The 23,341-nt window shown below is 64.9% G+C and carries 21 protein-coding genes and 1 tRNA gene; 7 read left to right on the plus strand and 15 right to left on the minus strand.

The window, feature by feature from the left end:
* Nucleotides 1-35 precede the first annotated feature (35 nt).
* The 6 genes from BLP76_RS06060 to BLP76_RS06085 form a co-directional block, all read right to left on the minus strand.
* Nucleotides 36-887, minus strand: coding sequence for a thermonuclease family protein (locus tag BLP76_RS06060; RefSeq protein WP_092810613.1), 852 nt, complete (start codon nt 885-887; stop codon nt 36-38).
* Nucleotides 836-1,042 carry a hypothetical protein gene (locus BLP76_RS06065; RefSeq protein ID WP_092810615.1) on the minus strand — a complete coding sequence of 69 codons (207 nt, stop codon included), beginning with the start codon at nt 1,040-1,042 and terminating at the stop codon, nt 836-838. The genes BLP76_RS06060 and BLP76_RS06065 overlap by 52 nt, the downstream gene beginning before the upstream one ends.
* Entirely contained in the window at nt 1,039-2,391 is a 1,353-nt protein-coding gene (locus tag BLP76_RS06070) for an amidase (RefSeq protein ID WP_092810617.1), read from the minus strand. The genes BLP76_RS06065 and BLP76_RS06070 overlap by 4 nt, the downstream gene beginning before the upstream one ends.
* An 18-nt stretch (nt 2,392-2,409) precedes the next feature.
* Entirely contained in the window at nt 2,410-3,831 is a 1,422-nt protein-coding gene (locus BLP76_RS06075) for a TRAP transporter large permease (protein WP_092810619.1), read from the minus strand.
* Entirely contained in the window at nt 3,828-4,547 is a 720-nt protein-coding gene (locus tag BLP76_RS06080; RefSeq protein ID WP_092810621.1) for a TRAP transporter small permease subunit, read from the minus strand. Before BLP76_RS06080 ends, BLP76_RS06075 begins: the two co-directional genes overlap by 4 nt.
* A 70-nt stretch (nt 4,548-4,617) precedes the next feature.
* Nucleotides 4,618-5,751: a TRAP transporter substrate-binding protein gene (locus BLP76_RS06085; protein WP_092810623.1), complete on the minus strand. Its 1,134-nt coding sequence runs from the start codon at nt 5,749-5,751 to the stop codon at nt 4,618-4,620.
* 439 nt (nt 5,752-6,190) lie between these two features.
* On the opposite strand from BLP76_RS06085, the gene BLP76_RS06090 reads away from it, so the two are divergent.
* The 3 genes from BLP76_RS06090 (at nt 6,191) to BLP76_RS06100 (ending at nt 7,363) form a co-directional block, all read left to right on the plus strand.
* Nucleotides 6,191-6,267 (plus strand) — tRNA-Arg (locus BLP76_RS06090).
* A 200-nt stretch (nt 6,268-6,467) separates the two neighbouring features.
* Nucleotides 6,468-6,902, plus strand: a complete 435-nt coding sequence (locus tag BLP76_RS06095; protein WP_092810625.1) for an antitoxin Xre/MbcA/ParS toxin-binding domain-containing protein — start codon at nt 6,468-6,470, stop codon at nt 6,900-6,902.
* The gene (locus BLP76_RS06100) at nt 6,902-7,363 is read left to right on the plus strand and encodes an RES family NAD+ phosphorylase (protein WP_092810627.1); all 462 of its coding nucleotides are present in this window, start codon (nt 6,902-6,904) and stop codon (nt 7,361-7,363) included. The genes BLP76_RS06095 and BLP76_RS06100 overlap by 1 nt, the downstream gene beginning before the upstream one ends.
* Nucleotides 7,364-7,398: 35 nt before the next feature.
* On the opposite strand, the gene BLP76_RS06105 is transcribed toward BLP76_RS06100, so the two are convergent.
* A complete protein-coding gene (locus tag BLP76_RS06105; RefSeq protein ID WP_092810629.1) occupies nt 7,399-7,779 on the minus strand; it encodes a tautomerase family protein in 381 nt (126 codons plus the stop codon).
* A 97-nt stretch (nt 7,780-7,876) separates the two neighbouring features.
* Here BLP76_RS06105 and BLP76_RS06110 point away from each other — a divergent pair, with 97 nt between their 5' ends.
* Nucleotides 7,877-8,755, plus strand: a complete 879-nt coding sequence (locus BLP76_RS06110) for a LysR family transcriptional regulator (protein ID WP_092810631.1) — start codon at nt 7,877-7,879, stop codon at nt 8,753-8,755.
* Between the two features lie 64 nt (nt 8,756-8,819).
* On the opposite strand, the gene BLP76_RS06115 is transcribed toward BLP76_RS06110, so the two are convergent.
* From BLP76_RS06115 to BLP76_RS06125, 3 genes are all read right to left on the minus strand, one after another.
* The gene (locus BLP76_RS06115) at nt 8,820-11,687 is read right to left on the minus strand and encodes a WG repeat-containing protein (protein WP_170130492.1); all 2,868 of its coding nucleotides are present in this window, start codon (nt 11,685-11,687) and stop codon (nt 8,820-8,822) included.
* A gap of 11 nt (nt 11,688-11,698) precedes the next feature.
* Nucleotides 11,699-14,482, minus strand: a complete 2,784-nt coding sequence (locus BLP76_RS06120) for a WG repeat-containing protein (RefSeq protein WP_092810635.1) — start codon at nt 14,480-14,482, stop codon at nt 11,699-11,701.
* Between the two features lie 278 nt (nt 14,483-14,760).
* Complete coding sequence (locus BLP76_RS06125; RefSeq protein ID WP_092810637.1) at nt 14,761-15,162, minus strand: DUF2177 family protein; 402 nt, start codon at nt 15,160-15,162, stop codon at nt 14,761-14,763.
* 192 nt (nt 15,163-15,354) lie between these two features.
* On the opposite strand from BLP76_RS06125, the gene BLP76_RS06130 reads away from it, so the two are divergent.
* Genes BLP76_RS06130 through BLP76_RS06140 form a run of 3 tightly spaced genes read left to right on the plus strand, consistent with a single transcriptional unit; the run spans nt 15,355 to nt 18,769 of the window.
* Nucleotides 15,355-16,755: an NAD(P)/FAD-dependent oxidoreductase gene (locus BLP76_RS06130; RefSeq protein WP_092810639.1), complete on the plus strand. Its 1,401-nt coding sequence runs from the start codon at nt 15,355-15,357 to the stop codon at nt 16,753-16,755.
* Nucleotides 16,752-17,555, plus strand: coding sequence for a DUF1365 domain-containing protein (locus BLP76_RS06135; RefSeq protein WP_092810641.1), 804 nt, complete (start codon nt 16,752-16,754; stop codon nt 17,553-17,555). The genes BLP76_RS06130 and BLP76_RS06135 overlap by 4 nt, the downstream gene beginning before the upstream one ends.
* Nucleotides 17,552-18,769, plus strand: a complete 1,218-nt coding sequence (locus BLP76_RS06140; protein WP_092810643.1) for an SAM-dependent methyltransferase — start codon at nt 17,552-17,554, stop codon at nt 18,767-18,769. The genes BLP76_RS06135 and BLP76_RS06140 overlap by 4 nt, the downstream gene beginning before the upstream one ends.
* A 3-nt stretch (nt 18,770-18,772) precedes the next feature.
* Here the strand turns inward: BLP76_RS06140 and BLP76_RS06145 are convergent, their stop codons facing one another.
* The 5 genes from BLP76_RS06145 to BLP76_RS06165 all read right to left on the minus strand — a co-directional run bounded on the left by BLP76_RS06145 (nt 18,773) and on the right by BLP76_RS06165 (nt 23,340).
* Nucleotides 18,773-19,558, minus strand: coding sequence for an SDR family NAD(P)-dependent oxidoreductase (locus BLP76_RS06145; RefSeq protein ID WP_092810645.1), 786 nt, complete (start codon nt 19,556-19,558; stop codon nt 18,773-18,775).
* 110 nt (nt 19,559-19,668) lie between these two features.
* Complete coding sequence (locus tag BLP76_RS06150) at nt 19,669-20,160, minus strand: TlpA family protein disulfide reductase (RefSeq protein ID WP_092810647.1); 492 nt, start codon at nt 20,158-20,160, stop codon at nt 19,669-19,671.
* On the minus strand, nt 20,160-20,885 hold the full coding sequence (locus BLP76_RS06155) for an ABC transporter ATP-binding protein (protein WP_092810649.1): 726 nt from the start codon (nt 20,883-20,885) through the stop codon (nt 20,160-20,162). The genes BLP76_RS06150 and BLP76_RS06155 overlap by 1 nt, the downstream gene beginning before the upstream one ends.
* Before the next feature lie 3 nt (nt 20,886-20,888).
* The gene (locus BLP76_RS06160; protein WP_200170598.1) at nt 20,889-22,061 is read right to left on the minus strand and encodes an ABC transporter permease; all 1,173 of its coding nucleotides are present in this window, start codon (nt 22,059-22,061) and stop codon (nt 20,889-20,891) included.
* Nucleotides 22,048-23,340 (minus strand): ABC transporter permease, encoded by a 1,293-nt coding sequence (locus tag BLP76_RS06165; protein WP_092810652.1) that lies wholly within the window; start codon nt 23,338-23,340, stop codon nt 22,048-22,050. The genes BLP76_RS06160 and BLP76_RS06165 overlap by 14 nt, the downstream gene beginning before the upstream one ends.
* Nucleotide 23,341 lies beyond the last annotated feature (1 nt).

Genomic DNA, 23,341 nt, shown 5'->3' on the forward strand with positions numbered 1-23,341 from the left:
TGAACATCAGTCTTGGGGCCCTCTGTTGCGAAACCTCAGCGGTGTTGCAGCGCGTCCATCATTTCAAGCTGCGAGGACCTTCGCAGCAGAAGCATCGGGCCGCCTTTCTCATCGAGGAAGCCACGCAGACGGACCGTCTTTCCGACGAGGCCCAGAAGTTGCTGCTCCCCGCCGAAGACCGCGACGTCCCGGCCGTCAATCTCCGCGGTGAAATCGTGCGACCAGTCGCGTCCGAAATTCAGATAGGTGCGATAAGGCCGGTCCCCAACAGAAATGATGGTCCCTTCCACTATGCCGTAGCGGCCATATTGTGACGAAAGCGCTTTCACATCCTTCGCCTGGCGCACCAGGCCCGGGGTTTTCCAGATGCCGCGGCCGGCTTTTCGCGCCTCTTCTTCCGCCGCGAAGAGACGTGTGGCGCAGGTCTCGCCGAGACCGTCCCCGGCAAAGGGAACCGCAACGGCAAGGCCTTGGCGGAGAAGCTCCTCCTGGAGGAAGGCGGCGTCACTGATGATCCAGACGGGGATGCGGTTCCAACGGTCGGGTTTTTCGGAGAGCGCCACCGCCCGCGCGGTGGACGAGGCCAGCAAATTGTTGATGGCGGCGAGCATCGCCGCGTCGGGCAGGCGCTCGTCGAGAAGCGAGGGGGGAGCGATGCCGGCGAGCGCGAAGCTCTTGGTTTGCGTGACGATGGTGCGCGGCTCTTCGGCATGCGCGGCGAAGAGGCTTTCGCCGCCTGAGAGCTTACAGATGTCCGCCCGCGCCGGCAGGGGCGAGGCGACGAGCGAGAGACAGAGAAGGGCGCCGCAGAATTGCGTGCGGCGTGCCCGGAAATTCAGGTGTCGCTCTCGCCTTGCGCGCGCTCCTCGGCCCGCCGCTGCCGCCATGGATGCCCCCAGAAATCATAGGCCGCCATCGCCACCACAACGGCGAGGACGATGACGAGGTCCGGCTCGCGGACCCACCAGGCGATGATGAAGAGGAAGAGGGCAAAGCCCGCAAGTGCCACGAAGGCCAGGATGCCGTTGCTCCAATCGCTCATGGGCGGTCCTCCGGCTCCGGCGACGCGGCGACATGGTTCATCAGCCAGCGCGCCGTGCGCAGAAGGCGCCCTTCCTGGCCGCGGGCGCCGACGATCTGGATGCCGAGTGGCATGCCGTTCGCCCCGTTGGCCAGCGGCAGGCTGAGCGCCGGCACGCCGCAGAGCGACCAGATGGTGTTGAAGACGGGGTCGCCGGTCGTCGTCAGATCCGCAGGCGCCTCGCCGGGCGCGGCCGGCGTCAGGATGGCGTCATAGCGGGTAAAGACGCGGTCGAGCCCGGCATTGAGGATGTTGCGCCAGTCGAGAGCGGCGAGATAGTCGACGGCCTTGATCTCACGGCCTTCTTCGATGGCGTCCTGCATGTGCCGGCTGAGCTGATCCCAGCCGCGTTCGGCCCAGGGGCGGAGATTGCGTGCAAAGCCCGCCATCATCAGGCGGCGATGGGCGGGATGGGCGTTGGCGAAGGCGGCGGGAAGCTCCACCTCGTCGCATTGGTCACCGAGAAGACCGGCGAGCTCCTGCATGGCGCCCTGCATGTCGGCATCCGCCTTGTCCCAGACGGGCGTCTTGATGAAGGCGAATTGCGGCTTCACCGGAGGCGTGCTGCGCGCCATCTCAAGAAGCCGGTCGCGGGCGATCGGATGCGTGTCGTGGTCGCCGGCATCGTAGCCCTGCAGCACCTCGGCGAGGAGGGCCGCATCTTCCACCGAACGGCCGAAGACGCCGATCGTGTCGAGCGGCTCCGATTGCACGATGAGGCCGGTGCGGGGGATGACACCGTGGCCCGGCTTGAAGCCGACGACGCCGCAATAAGACGCCGGGCGCAGCATCGAGCCGTTGGTCTGCGTGCCGACCGAGAGCGGCACCATGCCGGCGGCGACGGACGCGGCGGAGCCGGCCGACGAGCCGCCGGGCGTGCGCGTCGTATCATGCGGATTGCGGGTCTTCGTCGGAGCGAAATAGGCGAGCTCGGTCGTCGTCGTCTTGCCGAAGAGGATCGCGCCTTCCGCCCGCAATTTCGCGGCGACGAAGGCATCCTGGCGCGGGCGGCGTCCGGCATCGAGCACGGTGCCGTTTTCCGTCGGCATATCGGCGGTGTCGATGATGTCTTTGAGCCCGACGGGAAGGCCGTGCAGGCGGCCGATCGGCTTTCCGGCCTTGCGCCAATCGTCGAGACGCTGCGCCTGGGCGAGGACATGGTCGGCATCGAGAAAGGCGAAGGCTTCGATCTCGCCTTCCTTCTCCGCGACGCGCGTCAGACAGGCCTCGGCGACGGCAAGCGCGCTGATCTCGCCGCGGGCAAGGCGGTCGCGCAATTCGCAGGCATCCAAGGTTCGTTCGGCCGTCATCTCGCTCTCTCCATTCGCTCACCGTCCGTAAACGAGATTCGGTAGCCAGTAGACCACCCCCGGGAAGATGTAGATGAGCGCCATGGCGAGGATGACCATGCCGAGAAAGGGCATGCAACCCTTGAAGATCTCGACGAGCTGCACGTGCGGCGGCGCGATGCCCTTGAGGTAATAGGCCGACATCGCCATCGGCGGGGTGAGGAAGGAGGTCTGCAGGTTGAGCGCGACGAGAATGCCGAAGAACAGGGGATCGATGCCGAAATGCGGCAGGAGCGGCAGGAAGATCGGCACGAAGATGATGATGATCTCCGACCATTCGAGCGGCCAGCCGAGCAGGAAGATGATGATCTGGGCGAGGATCAGAAATACGATCGGCGAGATGTCGAGGCCGGTGACGAAATCGGAGATGACCTGTTCGCCGCCGAGATAGGAAAAGACCGACGAGAAGGTCCAGGAGCCGACGAAGAGCCAGCACACCATCGCCGAGGTTCTGACCGTCAGATAGACGGATTCCTGCAGCCGCTGCCAGGTGAGGGCGCGGTAGGCGAGCGCCAGGATGAGACCGCCGAGAGCGCCGACGGCGGCGGCTTCCGACGGTGTCGCAAGGCCGAAGAGGATGGCGCCGAGCACGGAGAGGATGAGGATCGCCAGCGGGAAGAACGAGGTGATCAAAAGCCATAACAGGGCGAAGCCCGAGACCTGCGTTTCTTCCGTTTCCGGCGGCCGGGGCGCGATCTTCGGATTGAGCCAGGCGCGGCCGACGACGTAGACGACGTAGAGGCCGGCGAGCAGGAGGCCGGGCAGGAGGGCGCCGGCATAAAGGCGGACGATGGAGACGCCCGAGGTCGCCGCATAGACGATCAGCATGATCGAGGGCGGGATGAGGATGCCGAGCGTGCCGCCGGCGCAGATGACGCCTGAGGCGAAGCTCGTATTGTAACGGGCGTTGAGCATCGCCGGGAAGGCGAGAAGGCCCATCAACGTGACGACGGCGCCGACGATGCCGGTGGCGGTGGCGAAGAGCGCGCAGGTGATGAGGGCGGCCACGGCCATCGAGCCCGGGATGCGCTTGGCCGCGATCTGCAGCGTGGAGAAGAGGCGGTCGACGATATTGGCGCGCTCCACCACGTAGCCCATGAAGAGGAAGAGGGGCACGGCGGTCAAAACGTCGTTCGACATGACCGAATAGGTCTGATTGACGAAGAGATCGAAGATGCGGTTGTTGAAGAAGCCGCTGAGCCAGGTCTCGATGCGCGTCCACAGATCGGCCCCGTCGGTGATGGCCCGCTCGTAGAGGCGCCATTGCCGGTCGGCGTCGAAATAGGCGTAGTAGCCAAAGCCCACACCGAGCGCCATCAAGGTGAAGGCGATCGGAAAGCCCAGCATGATGGTGAAGATGAAGATGCCGAGCATCGCCACGGCGATTTGCGGATCGGTCATCTTTCGCCCTTCGTGCCGGGACCTTTGGGTCGCTCAACGGGCCCGCCATCGTCGCGTTCGTCGCGATGGATGGGGCGGTCGCGGTGGAAGATATTGCGGGTCTGGCCGGCCGGCAGGACGATGTCGATCGCCTCGCCGCCATGGTGGAGGATGTCGCGCTCATGCTCCTTGATGAGCTGCTCTTCGAGCTCCTCCACATCGCTTTCGTGTTGCGGCCAGGCGCCCCTTCGGATGCACAGAATGCAGCGGAAGACCTGGGCGATGCCTTGCTGGAAGAGCAGGATACCGGCGGCGACGATGATGAGTTTAAACTGGAAGATCGGCACGTTGGCCGGGCTCATCACGCTCACTTCCATGTAGCGGAGCGAGCGCGAGGCGTATTTCCAGCCGGCGAAGATGAGGGCGAGAATGCCCGGAAAGAAGAACAGGAAATAGAGAACGAGCTCGACGATCGCCTGGGTGCGGGGCCGCCACAGCCGATAGACGACATCGCCGCGCACATGGCCGTCGCGCGACAGGGTGTAGGCGCCGCCCATCATGAAGAGCGCGCCGTACATCATGTAGGAAATGTCGAAGGCCCAGCTCGTCGGGGCCCCGAGCGCATAGCGCACGAAGACTTCGTAGCCGACGCCGAAGGTCATGACGAGGATCGACCAGGCAAAGGCCTTGCCGAACCAGGCGGAGACCCTGTCGGCGAAACGGATATAGGCTTCCATCGGAAAACCGCTCGGGCTCGGGCTTGGGATCGGGGAGGAGGCGGGGGCCGAAAACCCCCGCCGGAGGGTCTCAGAAGCCGAGCTTGCCGGGGAAGTAATGCTCGTAGGCGAGCTTGTAATTCGCCTGGTTCATCAGGCTGTAGAAGGCGACGCGCTCCGACCAGGCTTTCTGACTGTCGACCACCTTGGCGAAGAACTCGTCCTGCATCAGGCCTTCGAGGACGGTGTCCCAGGATTCAAGCTGGGCGGCCATGATGGCGTCCGGCGTGCGCGAGACGGTGACGCCGTCTTCGTTGATCAGGCCCTGCAGATCCTTCGAATACTGATCCATGGCGAGGCCGTAATTGGCGGTGTTCGCCGCCTCCGCCCCGTATTCCAGGATCGCCTGGAGATCGGGATCGAGGGAATCGAAGAGATCCTTGTTGAAGGCGATTTCGAAGAACTCCGCCGCCTGGTGATAGGAGCCGAGCATGTAGTTCTTCGACACGTCCTGGGCGCCGAAGCGGCGGTCGGAGGTCGGGTTGTTGAACTCGAAGGCCTCGATGACCCCGCGCTCCAGCGCCGGCACGATTTCACCGCCCGGAAGCTGCGTCACCGACAGGCCCATGCCCTGCATGATGTCCGTGGCGAGGCCGACGGTGCGGTATTTGAGGCCCTTCATCTGATCGACGGAGGTGATCTGCTGGTTGAACCAGCCGAGCGGCTGGGTCGGCATCGGCAGGGCGAAGAAGCCGACGATATTGAGGCCGAGGACGTCCTGGACGAGCTCGCGGTAAAGGTCCTTGCCGCCGCCGAAATGGATCCAGGCGAGGATTTGCGACGCGTCGGCCCCGAAGACCGGGCCGGTGCCGAAGAGGGAGGCGGCCTTGTTCTTGCCGTACCAATAGGCCGTCACGGTGTGGGTGGCATCGATGACGCCGTCGGCGACGGCATCCTGCACCTGGAAGGCCTGGACCACGGCACCCGCCGGCAGAAGATCGATCTTGAGCCGTCCGCCCGACATCGCCTCGACGCGGTCGGCATATTGCTTCGCCATGTCCTGGAAGACGTCCGAGGCGGGCCAGGACGACTGCATCTTCAAGGTCTGCGTGCCCTGGGCAGAGACGATGGCCGGAGCGGCAAGCGCGCCTGCCGCACTCCCCGCGGCCAGGGTTCCGGCTTTCAAGAAAGATCGGCGCGATACGGGCGTTTTGTTCTCAGACATGTTTCCTCCCGGATGTCGTTTCCGGCTTTTGTCGCCGGTCTTTTGCTTGCCGGCATATCTGAGCCTGGAAAACGCCGGAGTTCAAGTAGAAGACTTGAACGAATGTAGAAAGACGATGTCACGGGGCGGTGAAAAGCAGATTCTGAGGCTAAAAATCGCGGCCGGGATTTCTTGGAAAACTGACGGTTTCTTTAATTCGTAAAGTAATTAACTTCGGATGTCGCCGGGGGAGATGCCTGAGTGCTGTGGAGGCGAGGTGGGCCGATGCGAGGGCCGCGCAGATCAGGTGGCGCGACAGAAGACGGGGCGCGACAGAAGATGGGGCCCGACAGAAGACGAAGCCCGCGGGGCTTGTTCGCTCTTCCGCGAGACGGTAGATAGCAGGAGCTTGGCGCCTGTGCCCGTCGGCCGCGTGCCGGGGCTCGGGTGCAATCGATCAGGCCCCGTAGCTCAGCAGGATAGAGCATCGGATTCCTAATCCGAGGGTCACAGGTTCGAATCCTGTCGGGGTCACCATTTTTTCCCAAAATTCCATCCGCGACGGTTGTCGTGTGCGCATTCTTTTTGCGTCACGTGCCTTTGGCGCGGCTGTCCCCGCTTCGAGAAGGTCGGGAGCTGCTGGGTCTGGCCTCGGATCACATTGCGTCGTCCCGCTTGATCGCGGCAAGGTGCCGACATATTTTCGGCAAGTTGCCGCTTACGGCGCGAGGTGCCGCATGTCGATGTTGGTGGAGGAGGTTGCCCGCAAGCTCGGAGGGCCGTCCGTCCTCGGCGGCGCGGTCCGCACGCAGGCGGAGCTGGCACGCGCGGTTGAGAACCGCCTGCCGCTCGCGGCCTTGAAGGGGCTGGCAGAGGCCGGGCTGAGCGAGCAGGAGATCGATCGCTTCGTTCTTCCGCAGCGCACGCGACGCCATCGCAGCGAGAAGAAGCAGAAGCTGACCGTCGAGGAATCGGACCGCGCGGTGCGGCTGCTGCGTCTGCAAACTCTCGCAGAAGAGACATTCGGCGACAGGCAAAAGGCCCATATCTGGCTTCGCCGGCCGCTTGCGGAGCTCCACGGCGAAACGCCGCTCGTCGTTGCGCAGACGGACGCCGGCGCGCGCGTCATCGAGACGGTTCTCGGCAAGATCGCCTGGGGTGCGGCGGCGTAATGCTGCTGTGGCGACTGTCGGGCGAACGTTACGCGCAGGCTTTCGACGGGGGATACGGCCTCCTCTTCGACGGACGATGGAACAGCGTCGGCCATGCCGTGACCTACTCCGCCACCTCTCCATCGCTCTGCGTATTGGAGAAGCTCGTCCATGTCGAAGATCCAGCCTTGCTGCCAAAGCTGGCGATGGTGCGCTACGAGGCGCCCGACGACATGCCCGCGGAGACCGTCGATCTCGGCGAGATGCCGCCCGACTGGCGGCGCCGGGAGAGCTGGACGCAAGAGCGCGGCGATATCTGGCATCGCACGCTGGCGGCTCCGCTTCTGAAAGTGCCCTCCGCGATCGTGCCGATCGAGGGATCGCCGGACGTGAACGTTCTCATCAATCACCGGCATCCGGCGGCCTCAGAAATCAAGGTGATCGGCTTTGAGCCGTTCGTGCTCGATGTGCGCCTGTTCTGAGACCGCGCTGGCGCCTTTAGGAAACAGCCCTGACCTCAGACGAGCTGGGCCTCGCCCCGGCCGAAGGACCAGTTTTCCTTCTCCACTTCCACAAGGTTGATGAAGACGTCTTCCGGCCGCACGCCCGGAGAGCGGGCGAGGCGTTCGGTGATGGCGCGGTAAAGCGCCTTCTTCTGCTCCTGCGTGCGCGTGCGGCTCACCGTCATCTGGATGAGCAGGAAATCATCGGATCGCTCGATGCCGAGATAAGAGCGCCCGAACCACAGCGTGTCCTCATCGTGCTCGGAAAGCGCCATGAAGCGATCGTCCTCGGGGACGTCGAAGGTCTCATGCATCGCTTCGTAGATTTCGGCCATCAGCGCTTGCTTGTAATCCGCCGTCTTGCCCTTGCGCAGGGCGATCCTGGTCACCGGCATCGATCGTTCTCCTCGACTGGTTGCGATTGTCGAAGGTTATCGGCGACGCTATGATTGGAGAAACGAATTTATAATATTACTGAAATCGGGAAATCGAATGACCCATGGCCCCAGCCTCGATCTCGACTGCGTGCGGGCGTTCGCCGTCGTCGCCGATGCGAAGAGTTTCACGGCCGCGGGCAGGGCGCTCGGCGCGACGCAATCGACGATCAGCATGCGCATTCGCAAACTCGAGGAGCGCCTCGGCAAAAGGCTTCTGGAACGCAATCCGCGCTCCGTCGCGCTGACCCGCGCGGGCGCGGATTTTCTCCAGGATGCGCGGCGCGTGCTGGAGGTGCATGACGAGGCGGCGGAGCGCGCGCTCGGACAATCGACGAAGACCTCCTTCGTGCTTGCGATCAGCGACCATGCGGCGGGTGGCCTGCTGCCGCCGATCCTGGCGGCGTTTCGGCGGGATATGCCGGATATTCGGCTCGCCGTGCATGTCGGCTCGTCGAACGTTCTGTTTCGCGCCTTCGAGGAGGGGCGTTTCGATGCCGTCATCGGCCGGACCGGCGATCTCGGGGGAGAGGGACGGCATTTGATCGACGACCGGCTCGTCTGGCTGGCGGCGCCCGATTTCGTCTGGGCGGTGCCGGAGCCTTTGCCGCTTCTGGCGCTCGCCGCACCCTGCGAGATCCGCGACATCGCCGTCTCGGCGCTTGCAGCGGCCGGCGTGCCGTGGCGGACCGCGTTTCTCGGAACAGGTGTTGCCGCGATCCAGGCGGCAGCGGAGGCCGGGCTCGGCGTGGCGTGCCTGGAGGCCCGCAACGTGCCGGGCCATTGCCGCGTTCTCGGCGCCGATGAGGGCCTGCCCGCGCTTCCGCCAACGCGGATCGTGCTGCGCATGCGCGACGAGAGCACACAGGCGGAGGCGATCGCAGATGCGCTCGTCGCGGCTTTCGCGAACGTTTTGGAGCGGCGGCCGCTTAGCTGATTCCACAGGCGGCGAGGAGATCGGTGAGCGGCGCCGCCGGGCTCATCCGGCGGCGCCCTTTATGTCAGCGACAGCGCTCGGGCAGGCTTTCCGGCCAGACACGGCGATTGTCCGGGCCGTAGAGCACGCGCACGCCGCACATTTCGGTGACGCGGGCGAGGGGGTGTGCCTCTCTGTCGATCATCATGGCGCTGGAGCTCGTCATGACGATCGCCCGGTCGTCGGAGAAGCGCGAGGCGTCCCGGAAGACGGGCGGGATGAGATAGCGACCTTCGCTGTCGATGTAGCCGTAAAGGCCTTCCTGCGCGGCGGCATAGGCGAGGCCTTCATCGTCGGGGCGTGAAAGATCGCGGTACCTGCCGATAGCAAGGCTTTTGCCGGAGCGGTCCATCCAGCCGGGCTTTTCGCCCCGGTCCGGACGGTGCAGGGCAACGCCGTTGCGGAAGGATCCGCTGCGGCCTGCGACGCTGAGCGTCTCCTTGCCTTGCGCATCGGCATAGATCGTCTTGTCCTCGTCCTCGTTCCAGCCGACGAGCCAGTCGGCGCCCGCGGGCCACGCCCATTGCGCAGCGGGGAGATCGGCTTTCGTCTCGCCGTCGCGATCGATCAGATGGGCGCCCTCGGCGGTGGCGAAGAGGGCGCGATCGCCGTGGAAGGACGAACCGACACCGCGGCGCAGCGGCAGGGCCCAATCGCCGTTCGCAGTCAGATAGCCCGTGGCGGGCCGGCGGACGGTGCGCAGCCAATGGCCGACGCGTCCGAACTCCGTCTCGCGGCCGTCGATTTCGACGTCGCCGTTCTCCGACAGAAGGCGATGCAGTCCGGTCTCGTGCGACAGCACCTCGACACGCCCATCCGCCCAGGTGGTGACCTTGAGGGAGGGCGTGAACGCCACGACCGTTTCGCCGGCGGCGTTGACGATTGCCTTCGGCTTCGTGCTGAACGCTTCGCCGGTCGGTTCCTCGCGCACCGCCCAGAGCTTGCCGTTGATGCGTTCGATCTCGGCGTAATCCGGCTTGAGGATCCAGGCGCCGCTCTCGTCGATGACGCCGAGCCGGCCGTCGGCGGTCTTGGCGATCGCCTGACCCGCGACGAAGTCCTGCACCGTGCGGAAGCGGGCCTCGCCCACCGGCTCGCCGGCCGCGATGTCATAAAGGCGCAGGAGCTCGTCGGCCGCGGCCGTCTCCTGATAGGTCACGAGGCCGGGGGAGACGATCTTCAGGCCGAAGCCGGAGGGGATGTCGTGGAGCTTGCCGTTGCGGTCGAGCGCCCGGATGTCGCCGTTTTGGGAGGTCAGCGCGAAGCCATTGTGGAAGTGGCTGATATGGTCCTGCGAGGGCTCCAGCAGCACTTTGCCCGTCTCGTCGATCATGCCGATGCCCTCGGCGGTGGCGATGGCGAAGCGGGGTTTGTTGGTCTTGAGGGGTTCGTCCTCCAGGAGGCTCACCCGGCCCCAGGTCTTGTCGACCACCATGCTGCCGTCGGAGAGGAGGAGGCCGGTACCCTCGTCGTTGCACTGGCACCAGGTCTGGTCGAGGATCGCGATCGGCACCGGACCCTCGGCCTTGTCGACGCGGGGCACGATCTCGACGCCGAAGCCGTCGAGCTTCTCGACGGCTTCGGGCGTGAGCAGGGGTTCAAGGTCGGGCCCGAGAATGTTGAGCCTGCCGTCGATGTCGTTCGGCCAGTACCAGCCGCCCCTCATCTCGACGGAATCGATCTGGCCGACCCAGTCATGATCCTTGCGGGAGAGGTAATGCCCGTCGCGCGAAATGAGCCCGGCGACGGCACCTTTCTCGTCCTTGACGAGCAGGAGTTCGTCCTGGATCGTCCGCTCGGCGAGGAAGCCTTTTTCGAGAATGACCGGCGCGTCCGCCTGAGGCGCGAAGACACGTGTTTCATCCTCGGCGCGATATGTGACGAAGGGGCCGAACTGGCCGATTGAAGTGCGGCCCGGCCGGTCGATCTCGGCGAGCGTCTTTCCTGCGCGGTTGATGATGAAGACCTCACGATCATCACCGGACGCCCACCATAAATCGTCGCTGATTTGCCGGACCTCCCGGTATTCTGAGCCGACGACGGTGCCGTCGGGCTTCAGAAGCGCCTGATAGGTCGCCCCGCCGGCCGCCGTCCACAATCCGCCAGCCTTCCGCGGGGGATCGATGTAATCGAAGAGCGGCGGCACCAGAATGTTCAAGTCGCTATCGACGATCCCGAGTGCACCATCGGCGCGGACGACGAAGAGGTTCGCATCCGGTGCGCCGAAGCTTTCGACGATCTCCAGATCCTTGATCAAGCTGATCTGTTTGCCGTCCGGGCCTTGATAGACGGGGGCGTAGGTGGTTCTGACAGGCGCTGGCTCGCCGGGCCCGACGGAGAGCGAGGCGAGCTGCCCGCCGAGATCGATGTCGAGCCGCTCGCCGTCGCGCCCGATCAGCATCCATTCAGAGAGTTTGCGCACCGGGGCCACGCCGATCTCGGCGAAGGGCTGGGCCTCGCCGAAATCGGGCGCGATGGCCCAATCTCCCGATCTTTCGATGAAGCCCCAGCGGTTTCCGTCCATGGCGGCGGCGAGGCCCTGCGCGAAGGGCTGCACGGCGTCGAATTTCGGCGAGATGGCAAGTTTGCCGTCGCGATCGAGGAAGCCCCATTTGTGATCGCTGAGGCCATAGCCCCGGCGCTGGGCGGCCGCGATGTCATCGATGTTTTTGTCGGCTATCGGAAGCTGCACCGCGGCCATGCCGTCGCCGAGCGCCGACATGCAGTCGTTGCTGCGGCTCGGCATCTCGCCTGTCGCAGGGTAAAGCGCGGAGAAGAGGAACGAGCCTCCCATGACGCTGCAGGTTTGCATCTGTGCCTGCGCTGTCGGCGCGGCGAGGGCGCTCGCGAGGAGGGCGGCGCCGAGCGTCGCCAAGGATGCCGTCTTGCTCATGATGGGCCGCCTCACTGCTTGCTGCCGTTGTCGTCTGCATTTTGTTCGGATGAACCGTTTTCGGGTGCCCCGTTGTCGGTTGCATCGCCGCCCGCGTCGGTTTCGCAGGTCACCTCGTCCGGCCAGGTGCGATTGCCGTCGCCATCCTCGACGATGATGTTGCCGCATTGGGCGGCGAAGCGGATCGTCGGCTCGCCCTCCTTGTCGATGAAGAAGAGATCGCCATCGCGACCGACCACGAGGGCCTTTCCTTCGCTGAAGGATTTTGCCGAGAGATAGATGGCGGGCGTGGCACGCGTGCCGTCGCGGCGGAGGTAGCCGAGCCGGTTGCCCGAAATGCCGAGGCGCCGGAAATAGGCGAGCCCCTCGCTCATGGGTCCAAGCGTTTCGAAGAACGGGCCGATGACCTTGTTGCCGTCGGCATCCATGAAGCCGGCCTTCCTGGCTTCTTCGTCGCGATAGGCGACCAGGCCTTCGCTGCCGGTTTTCTCGCGGATGGCGTAGCGGCCGTCGATGCGCGCGAATTCTTTGCCGTCGCGATCGATGAGGGCGGTCTCGCCCGCCTTGTCGAAGGTGCGTGCGTAGCGGTCCATGCCCGGGATCGGCAGTGTCGCGTCGGCGTCGAGCGCGAGGACCTCGCCGTCGACGCCGATGATCGCATTGTTGCTGCCGTCATAGGTCCGCGCGACCTGCTGCGGCAGGACGAAGTCCAGCCTTTGCGAATAGCGCGGGGGAATCCGCCATGCGCCGCTCGCATCGACGGCGCCCTCGCCGGAGCGGAAGGTCAGGATCACCAAACTGCCTTCGGGCGTGACGTCTTCCGGATTGCCTTGCGCCTGCATGAGCGTCTCGCCGGCCTTGTCGAGGAGAAGCGCGCCGCCGTCCGCCGGGCGAACCAGGAAGCCTCCCTCCGGCATTTCGGTCGGTTTCTCGCCGAGGCCCTCAACGATCAGCCGCTTTTTGCGGGGTGAGGCGAGGGCATACGTTCTCTTTCCGTCCTCGCTGCGCTCCAGAAGATAGAGGCCGGAGGCGAGGCGCTTGGGCTCGCGGGAGGTCGTCGCGTCGGGATCGATCACCCATTCGCCCTTGCGATCGATGAGGCCCCAGTGACGGTCCTTGTAGGAGGCCGCGGAGTTTTTTGCCGGCGCGAAGCCGTCTTCGAATTTGCCGATCTCGACGAATTTCGGCTCGCCCACCGCCTCGTCCGTGGCGATATCCCAGAGGCCGATCAGCGCGTTGCCGGTGTCGGGATCACGCTTGCGATAGGTCAAGATGCCGTCCGCCATGTTCTCGCGGCCGCGGAAGACTGTGCGCGGCACCGGATGCTCGCTGCCGTCGGCGGCGACGATCAGGCCGTCGTCCTCGGATGGCTTTTGGGCGAGCGCATAGCCGTCGTGGAAGGAGGCAAGCTGCCGGTAGGCCGGCTCAACCACCCAATCGCCATTGGCCGCGATGGCGCCGTAAAGATCGTTGTCGGCGCGCACGACGAGCGGACCTTCGTCGGCATAATAGGCGTCGATGCCGGACCAGTCCGCGCGTGTGACAATTTCGCCCTTGCGGGTGAGGATCGCGGGCGGCGTGTTGCGATCGGTCGGGCGCAAGGTTGCAAGCGGCAGGCTTTCCGCCTTGCCGTCGGCAGCGGACACCGGGGAGATCGAATAGGCGTCAAGCTTTGCCAGCGTCTCGTCGTCGAGACGCGGCGCGCCGTCCGGGTCGAGCGCCTGGATTGCGCCGTTGTCCTTGTCGTAAACCCACAGCGTATCGCCTTTCTGGCGCGCATAGCCGATGTCGGGAAATTTTCTTTCCACGACCTCGCCCCCGGCACGCGCGATGATCACTTTGCCTTCGGTCTGGAAATAGGTGGAGGTCTTGTCGGACTTGATCTCCCGCGTGCCCTTGCCGAGTTCGGCAAGCGTCTCGCCCGCCGCGTCGAGCAGCAGCTCGGTGCGGTCCTCGGTTCTGGCGCGCCAGGTGCCGGGCGCGATCAGTCTGAGGCTGCGGAAGAAGGTGTCGTTCAGTGGCTTGCCGGCGGCATCCACCATCTGCCAGCCGTCTTCGCGGTCGACGGCGAAGGATTTGCCATCGGTGATCGGCAGTTTTTGCGTCTCGAGCACCTCCGGCGCGACGATCCACGCGCCGTCCATGCCGAGAAGGCCCCAGGAGCCGCGATAGCGGCTTTCGCGGATCTGAACGAAGACGCCGTCCTCGATGAACGGGGCCGGTTCCACCCGCATGGTGCCATCGGGCAGGGAGAGGGAGTCGGTCGTCGCTGCGTTCCACACGACGGGGGCAAGCGGCGCCTCGATGGGCGTGAGCTGATATTTCGCCTGATCCGCCGGCTCGATGTAGCGCGCGCCGAGCGGAAAACGCTTCACCACCGCGCCGGTCCTGTCGATCAGGCTGACGGCCTCTCCCTCTTCGACGATGGCGACCCCGGCGGCGTTGAAGGAATAGGCGGCGTCATATTGCGGTTCGATGGCAAAGGCGCCGGACTTGTCGAGATAGCCCCATTTGCCGTCGAGCTTCACCGCGGCGAGGCCATTGGCGAAGGGCTCCGCTTCCGCAAAGCGCGGAGCGATCGCCATTGTGCCGTCGTGGTCGAGATAGCCGTAGACGGGCGCGCCATCGAGAGGGCCGGTGGGAACGAGCGCCAGGCCTTCGTGGAAGCTGTGGAAACAGCCCGCCACATCTTTCTGCCAGTCGCAGCCCTGCGGCCAGTTGTCGAGCGCGAAAGCGGGGGATGCGGCGATGGCGGCCGCAACGAGAACGGAGGCGCGGAGCCTGGCGCAGGTCATGGGCTCTCCCGGTCATGCCGATGCCTCCGCCGATACGGAACGACATCGCTCAAGTGGAAAGATCAACGCACCGGCGCGCCGGCACTATGGAAGGGCCGGCTGTGTAGCATCGCGGTTCAGGGAGCTGTCAATTCGTCACAGTTGAAATTTCGAAGCCATTCTTCCGGCTTCGAGATTCGTGTCTTTCTCATGACGAGACATGACAGTTTTGGCGTCGCCTCCGTCAGCTCACCGGGGGCTCAAAGAAGCCCCCGTGAGCGGGGATGGCGGTCGGCGGCTCAGCTGATCCAGCGGGTCAGGAGATAGCCGATCAGTGCCGAAAAGCCGGTGAGGAAGGTGCCCCAGCAAATGTCGACGATGCTGACGGAGGCCGGCCAGTCGCGCAGGGTGGCAAGGTTGGTCATGTCGTAGGTGCCGTAGGCGACGAAGCCGAGGATCGCACCGGCGACGAGCGCCGTCGTCCAGCCGCCGCCGTTGATGGCGGGCCAGACGGCGAAATAGATGATGCCGAAGACATAGACGAGGTAGAAGAGGCCGGCGACGGCGAGATCGGGCTTTGCCGCCATCAGGTCGCCCAGCCGATCCTTGTAGAAGGTGCCGCCCATCTGGCTCAGCCACACGAAATCGAGGCCGAAGAAGACGATTGCCGTCGCAATGTAGGCGGTGAGAGATGTGGGCATGGAAGATCCTTTCGGGCGGCCTGGCAGGTGGGGCGAGATGATTTGATGTGCGCTCTTGAGAATACATACGCGCAGCGGTCGGTGCCAGTTCAGGCGATTCCGGAAAAATCACCGGCTTTTGTGCGCGCCACCAAAGTCGGACGCAGGATTTTTACCTGAAACCGTTATCGTTGCCGCACAGAAGGGGCGGACATGCAGCGATTCGTAGATGACGGGCCGGGAGAGACGACCGGGGAAGCCGAGGGCGGCAAGGTCGCGGTGATCGGCAGTGGGATTTCGGGCCTTTCGGCCGCCTGGCTTTTGCGCCGGAGCGGGCGGCGGGTCGTGCTTTATGAGGCCGAGGGACGGCCGGGCGGGCATTCCAACACCGTGGTGCTGCCGCCGGAAAAAGGCGGGATCGCGGTCGATACCGGCTTCATCGTCTACAACGCCGCCAATTATCCCAATCTCGTTGCGATGTTCGAATATCTCGGCGTGGCGACGGAGGCGTCCGACATGTCGTTTGCCGCCTCGCTCGACGGGGGGCGGCTTGAATATTCCGGCACCGGCCTCAACGGGCTCTTCGGCCAGCGCAGCAATCTCGTGAAGCCGCGCTTCTGGTCGATGCTGCGCGATCTCTTACGCTTCTACCGCGAGGCGCCGGCGCTGATCGGGCAGGAGAGGGCGCGTTCTCTGACGCTCGGGGATTACCTTTCCGAAGAGCGTTACGGCGAGCCTTTCGTGAAAGATCATCTTCTGCCGATGGCGGCGGCGATCTGGTCGACGACGGCTGAGGAAATGCGCGCCTATCCGGTGCTCGCTTTCGTCCGCTTTTTCGTGAGCCACGGGCTTTTGCAGCTGAAAGACCGGCCGGCCTGGCGCACGGTGAGCGGCGGCAGCCGCGAATATGTGACACGCATGCTCGACGGGTTCGGCCCCGATCTTCGGCTCGGCACGCCGGTCGCCGAGGTGACACGGCAGGCGGACGGTGTCACCGTCGTCGACGACAAGGGCAACAGGGACCGCTTTGCGGCCGTCGTCATCGCAAGCCATGGCGACCAGGCGCTCAAAATGCTGGGCGATGCCGATGCGGAGGAGCGTGCCACGCTGTCGGCCTTTTCCTACACGCAGAACCGCGCCGTTCTGCACCAGGATGCGAGCCTGATGCCGCGCCGCCAGCGCGTGTGGTCGAGCTGGAACTATGTCGGCGAGACGGTTGCGGAGACAGTCGCGGAGACGGGGGAGGGGGCAGACCCGAAACTCTGCGTCACCTATTGGATGAACCGGCTGCAGAATCTCGATCCGGCCTGTCCGCTGTTCGTGACGCTCAACCCGGTGCGCGAGCCGGCGGCGGAGAGCGTGATCGAAGAGATTTCGTATCAGCATCCGCTGTTCAATTCGGCCGCCTTGCAGGCGCAGCGCGAGCTTTGGCGTCTGCAGGGGCGCCGCAACACCTTTTTCTGCGGCTCCTATTTCGGTTACGGCTTCCACGAGGACGGGCTGCAGGCGGGGCTTGCCGCAGCAGAAGCGCTTTCCGGTGCGCGCCGGCCGTGGAACGTTGCCGCACAATCTGGTCGAATCACACTTTCGCCCCATCTTGAGATGGCGCAATGACGTTTCGATCCGCCATCTATGCCGGTGATGTGGTGCACAGCCGGATGCGGCCCCGCCGCCACCGCCTGCATTACCGCGTGTTCTCGCTGCTCGTCGATCTCGACGAGCTCGAGAGCCTGAGCCGGCGCTTGCGCTTTTTCGGCTATAACCGCTTTGCGCTATTAAGTTTTTACGACGCCGACCATGGTCGCGGAGAGGCTGGCGGCTTGCGCGCCTGGGTCTCGGAACGGCTCACAGAGGCGGGCATCGAGGCCGAAGGCGGGCGGGTCGCGCTTCTCACCTATCCGCGGTTTCTGGGTTATGTCTTCAACCCGCTCAGCGTCTATTTCTGTTACGACAGGAACGAGCGGCTCGTTGCGATCCTGCACGAAGTGTCGAACACGTTTTCCGAGAAGCACACTTATGTGATCCCGGTGACCGGGGAGGCGCAGGAGACGATCGAGCAGGCCTGCGACAAGCTCATGTATGTGTCGCCGTTCATTCCGATGGAATGCCGCTATCACTTCCGCATCGCGCCGCCTGAGGAGAGCGTTCTCGTGCGCATCGCCGAGGAGGACAGTGAGGGACCGCTCCTCATCGCCTCGTTCGCCGGGGAAAGGCGCGCCATGAGCGACCGGGGGCTCTTCAAGGCCGTCATGTCCCATCCGCTGATGACGTGGAAAGTCACGGGTGGCATCTATTACGAGGCGCTGCGCCTGTGGTGGAAAGGCATGCCGCTCTTCCGCCACGAGAAGGCGGCGCAGCGCTACGCTTCCACGATCGTCCTGCCGCATGCCCAAAAGGGAGACAATCCGCAATGAGCCACGCCGAACGCCGGTCCTCATCATGGCCGGCGCTCCCCGCCGCTCTTTGGTCGCGCCTTGCCCGCCAGATCGTCGACCGGATTGCGGTCGGCGAGCTGACACTGCATTTCCCGGACGGCAGCCAGGTGCACGCGGCCGGTGCCGCCGCGGGCCCGCATGCCGTCATGCATATCCATCGCGGCCGGTTTTTTCTGCGCCTTCTCAATTCAGGCGCGATCGGGCTCGCCGAGGGCTATATCGCCGAGGATTGGTCGTCGCCCGATCTTGAAGCGGTGCTCGAACTCGCGCTTCTCAACGAGCCGGCCATCGGCGATGCCGTGGCGCTCAACCGGCTGCAGGGGGCCTGGGAGCGCCTGCGCCATCTCGGCCGGGCGAATACCAAGCGCGGCAGTCGGCGCAACATCGCCGCGCATTACGATCTCGGCAATCATTTCTATCGGCAGTGGCTCGACGAGACGATGACCTATTCGGCGGCCTTGTTTGCGCGCTCCGACATGGATCTCGCCGAGGCGCAGCGGGCGAAATACCGCCGCATCATCGATATTCTGAAGCTGAAACCCGGCGAGCGGGTGCTCGAGATCGGCTGCGGCTGGGGCGGCTTCGCCGAGATTGCTGCAAAGGAAGCGGGCTGTCACGTGACTGGCCTCACCCTGTCGCGCGAACAGGCGGCGTTCGCGCGCGAGCGGCTCTCCGGTGCCGGGCTCGGCGAGAAGACGGAGATCCGTTTGGAGGATTACCGTGATACGGCCGGCTCCTACGACAAGATCGTTTCGATCGAGATGTTCGAGGCGGTCGGCGAGGCGAACTGGGCGACCTTCTTCAATGTCGTCCATCGCCGGCTGAAGGAGAACGGACGCGCCCTCGTCCAGGTGATCACCATGGACGAGACGCGCTTCCAGCATTACCGCAAGAACGTCGACTTCATTCAGCGCTATGTCTTTCCGGGCGGGATGCTGCCGCCGCGCTCCGCTTTCGAGAGCCATGCGCGCGAGGCGGGGTTTGAGATCGGCGACGCCTTCTTCTTCGGGCGCGATTATGCCGAGACGCTGCGGCGCTGGGAGAAGGCGTTTCTCGCGCACTGGCCGGCGGTTTCCGAGCTCGGCTTCGACGAGCGCTTCCGCCGCCTGTGGCGCTATTATCTCACCTATTGCGCCGTCGGCTTCAAACGCGGGCGTGTCGATGTCGGCCAGTTCCTCTTGGCGCGCGGCTGAGCCTCATTTGGGGATCATGAAACGCGTCAAAAGGAAGAGAAGCGGATAGGGGAGCGCGCGCAGGAATTTCATCGAGAGCGCCATCTGCCAGGGGAAGACGATCTCGAAGCGCTTCTTCTCAAGCCCCGAGACGATGGCATCGACGGCACGGTCGACGGGGATCAGGAAGGGCATCGGGAAGCTGTTCTTCTCAGTGAGCGGCGTGTCGACGAAGCCCGGATTGATGACGGTGATCGCCACGTTTCTGCGCTTCAGCTCCGGTTCCAGCGATTCCGCCAGGGCGATCAGCCCCGCTTTGGTGGCGCTGTAGGCGCTCGCCGTCGGCAGGCCGACATAACCGGCGACGGAGGCGACGAGGGCGACATGGCCGCGGCCTCTTTCCATGAAGCGCGGCAGCAGCGGCGCAAGCCCATGGACTGCGCCCATCAGATTGACTTCGACCGTCTGGCGGAACTCGTCGGCTGAGAAATTCTCCGCCTTGCGCTGTTTGTAGGTGCCGGCGTTCAGGACGGCGAGATCGAGGGGCCCGAGCGCGTCTTCGATCGCGGCGACCGCCTCGGCGGTCTTCTCCTTGTCGGTGACGTCGAGGGGGAAGGCGAGGATGTCTCCTTCAAGCGCAGTGGCTTCGGCGGCGAGGGCCTCAAGCTTGTCGGCGCTGCGCGCGCTGACGGCCACCTTCCAGCCGTCGCGCGCCAGCCGGAGCGCCAGGGCCCGGCCGATGCCGGTGCTCGCTCCCGTGATCCAGGCATTGCGCTTTGCGTGCTGGCCCCGCGTCGATCCGATTTCCATGCGGTCTCCCTGTCATGCGGCCTTGCTGCGCCGCGTCAGCCTTTGAAAGTGTCGCGGCGCGGGGCAAGGGCAATGGGAGGAGCATGCGACGCTCCCGCACGGATTGCAGATCAGAGCAGCGCTTCGACCTTCTCTTCGAGTTCGTCCTCGGTCATCGGGCCGGGCTTCCAGTCGCGGACGATGCCCTCGCGGTCGAGGATGACGGAGGTCGGAACGGCGATGACGCGGTAGCGGCGCGAGGTGATTTCGAGCTCGTCGGAGAGGAGCGGGAAGCTTACGCCGATGCGCCTTTGCGCGTCGTGGATGACCTTCTGGCTCTGCCCGACATTGACGGCGAGGATTTCAAAGCCGTCCTTCTTCAGGCGCTGATAGACCTTGTCGTGCTCCGGCATTTCGCGCAGGCAGGGGCCGCATTCGGCGCGCCAGAAATTTACCAGCACGACCTTGCCGCGGTAATCGGCGAGATCGACCGGCTGGCTGTCGTCGTTGAGCGCGGCGATCGAGGGGGCTTGCTGGCCGACTTCCGCCGTCTCGTCCTTCTTGTTGCAGCCGCAAAGGACGATGGTCGTCGACAAAGCGAGGGCGGAGAGGAGCCTGATCATCACGCGGCCTCGGATGCACGGCGGACGCGGCGGCCGTGCTCGAACCATATGGTGCGATCGGTGCGGCGGCCGAGTTCCGGATTGTGGGTGATGAGGACGATGACGCGGCCTTCGCGGTGGAGCTCGGAGAAGAGCTCCATGACGAGGTGCTCATTCTTGGCGTCGAGATTGCCGGTCGGCTCGTCGGCGAGGATCAGGGACGGCTCGTTGATGAGGGCGCGCGCGATGCAGACGCGCTGCTGTTCGCCGCCGGATAGCTGCGAGGGCAGGTGGTGGGCGCGGTCGGCGAGGCCGACACGTTCCAAGGCCCGTGTGGCGCCCTCCGCATCCACGACCGAATGGTAGTGCTGCGCCAGCATGACGTTTTCCTGAGCGTTGAGATACGGGATCAGGTGAAACTGCTGGAAGACGAGGCCGATGCGCTCGCGGCGCATCACGGCGCGTTCCTTCTCCGTAAAGGTCGACACGTCGATGCCGTCGAGGAGGTAGGAGCCCTCCGTCGGCGTGTCGAGGCAGGAGATGAGATTGAGGAAGGTCGTCTTGCCGGAGCCTGACGGGCCCATGACGGAGACGAACTCGCCGGCGCGGATGGTGAGGTCGATGTGATCGAGCGCGGTGACCGTGCCGAAGCGTTTGGTCAGGCCCCGCGTCTCGATTACCGGACGGGTCTGGCTTTCGGAGTCCGTCTCGAACTCCTCCAGCTCGTCGCTCGAAGCCTGGAGCATGGTCTACTCTCCCTTCAGCACTTGCGCAGGAACGATGCGAATCGCTCTGCGGATCGGGACGATGGCGGCGGCAAGCGCCGCAATGAGCGAAATGGCGAGCGTCGCCGGCACCACGATGGCACGGAACGAGATCGCCGTCGAAAAGACGGCCTGACCGAGAAGCTGGGCGAGGCCGAAGCCGATGACGAGGCCGACTGCGACGCCGATCAGGGACAGGGTGACGGTTTCGATCAGGAACTGGCGCATGATGGCGGAATCGTCGGCGCCCAACGCCTTCTGCAACCCGATCTCGCGCCGCCTTTCGACGATCATCGCCGTCAGGGTGGAATTCACGCAGACGGCGGTGATGACGAGAATGATGCCGGCGACGAAGGCCATCAGCACCTTGATCTTGTCGAGAAGCTCGCCGTCGGATTGCGACACCTGGCGGATGGGGCGGATGTCGAGGCCGGGGAAATCGGCTTCGACCGTGCTCGCCAGGCGGTCGGCGTCCTCGCCCTCCGCCTGGATGCTCAGCATGGCGAGGTTGACGACGTTCGGCATGCCGAGAAGCTTCTGGGCGAGCGAACGGTTGACGAGGATCTGATCGTCTTCCGCCTCGCCGGTCTCCACGATGCCGCGCACCGTGAGCTCGGTGGTGAAGGAGCCGTCGTCGTTGGAGACTTCGATCTTATCGCCCGGGTGAAGGCCGAGGCTTTCCGCAAGACGTTCGCCCAGCATGCAGCGGCGCTCGTCGAAATCGACCCCGATCCAATTGCCTTCGACCTGCCAATAGGGCGAGATTTTTTGCGCGCCGGCAAAATCGAGGCCGGCGATGACGGCTTCGCGCTCGCCGATCCGTGCGACGCCGTAAAGGAAGGGCGAGGCGCCGACGAGCCTGTCGGCCGGGAGTTCGGCGATGAGCTTGCGATAGGTCGCTTCGCTGAAGGTCTTGTCGCCCTCCGCGGAAGCCGGCGCGACGATGAAGTTCGCGCCATAGGCTCTGAGCTCGCGGCTCATCTTGGCGGAGATGTCGAAATAGAGGCTCGCGAGCGCCGCGATGACGGCCGCGCCGACGGCAATCGCCGTGACGGCGGCGAGAACGCGGCTGCGGCGCACCAGAAGCGCCCGCCAGAGAAGGCGCGCGCCCATGCCGCCACGGCGGGCGACGGTTGTTGGACGGTCAGCGGCGGCCATAAAGCGTCTCCACGGGAGCCAGAGCGGCAATGGTCCGCGAGGGCAGGACGGAGCCTGCGAGCGCGATCAGGATCGAGGCGATGACGACGACGAGAACGACGACGCCGGGGAAGGTGATGGTGGCCCCGAAGACGGTGAGACCGATGATCTGCGACAGGCCGGCACCGAGGGCGGCGCCGATCAGCCCGCCGATGATGCCGATGATGACGGCCTCGCCGAGAAAGAGCGACAGGATCGCCGCCTCCGAGGCGCCGAGCGCCTTCATCAGCCCGATCTCGCGGCTGCGCTCCATGACGGAGGTGTTGAGGAGCGAGGAGATGGCCATCGCCGAGGAGGCGAAGGCGGCGAGCGCCACGACGGCCATCAGGAGTTGGATTTTGCCGATCACCACGCCTTCGCTGTCGGCGACCTGCCAGATGGGTCGGGCCGAGGCGTTGGGCAGGGCCTCTTCGATCTGGTGGACGATGGCGCTCACATAGGCGCTGCAATACCAGGTGTCGTATTGCTGCGCGTCGAGCGAGGAGGGATCGCTCCGCGCCTTGCGGGAGAGCGAGTTCTCCGGAATGGTCAGCGCGCTGACGCTGACGGAGCCGACCTTGCCGGACAGACCCGCAAGATCCTGGGCGAGAGCGAGCGGGGCGACGATGCCGCCGGCTTCTTCCTCGCTCGCCTCGACGATGCCGCTCACCGTGACGTTGCGGCTTTTGCCCTCAGCCGAGGTGAGCGTGAGCGTCGCGCCGGGCTTCAGGCCCTGCCGTTCGGCGAGCGTTTCGCCGACGAGAACCTGATCAAGCGAATCCTCTTCCGGCCAGGTGCCCGTCACCTGCCAGAACGGATGCGTGACGGTGACGCCGGTGAAGAAATTGTCGAAGCCTTCGACGGGCATCAGCTTGTGAAAATAGGTGCCGATGAGGGGCACATGGTCGTCTTCGGCGCTGCCGAGCGTGACCGGCAAAGTGAGGAAGGGGGTGAGGCCGGTGATGTTGTTGCGCCAGAAGATGTCCTTGATCTTCGGCAGGTCGGCCTCGTTCAGATAATCACGCCCGCTCAAGGGGTTGTAATTGACCCCGCCGATCGTGAGCGGGATGGAATCGCTCTTCGGCACGACCTTGATGTTGGAGCCGTAGGCCTTCATCTCGCGGGCCATCTTGTCGCCGACGTCGATCGACAGGCTCGCCAGCGCCGTCATCAGCGTGGTGGCGAGAACGATGGTGAAGATCGCCAGAAGCTTGCGGCGCCAGTCGCGGCGGAAGGATTGCTGGAGGAGGCGTGTGAACATG

The organism is Afifella marina DSM 2698 (assembly GCF_900102695.1).
GTDB lineage: Bacteria > Pseudomonadota > Alphaproteobacteria > Rhizobiales > Afifellaceae > Afifella > Afifella marina.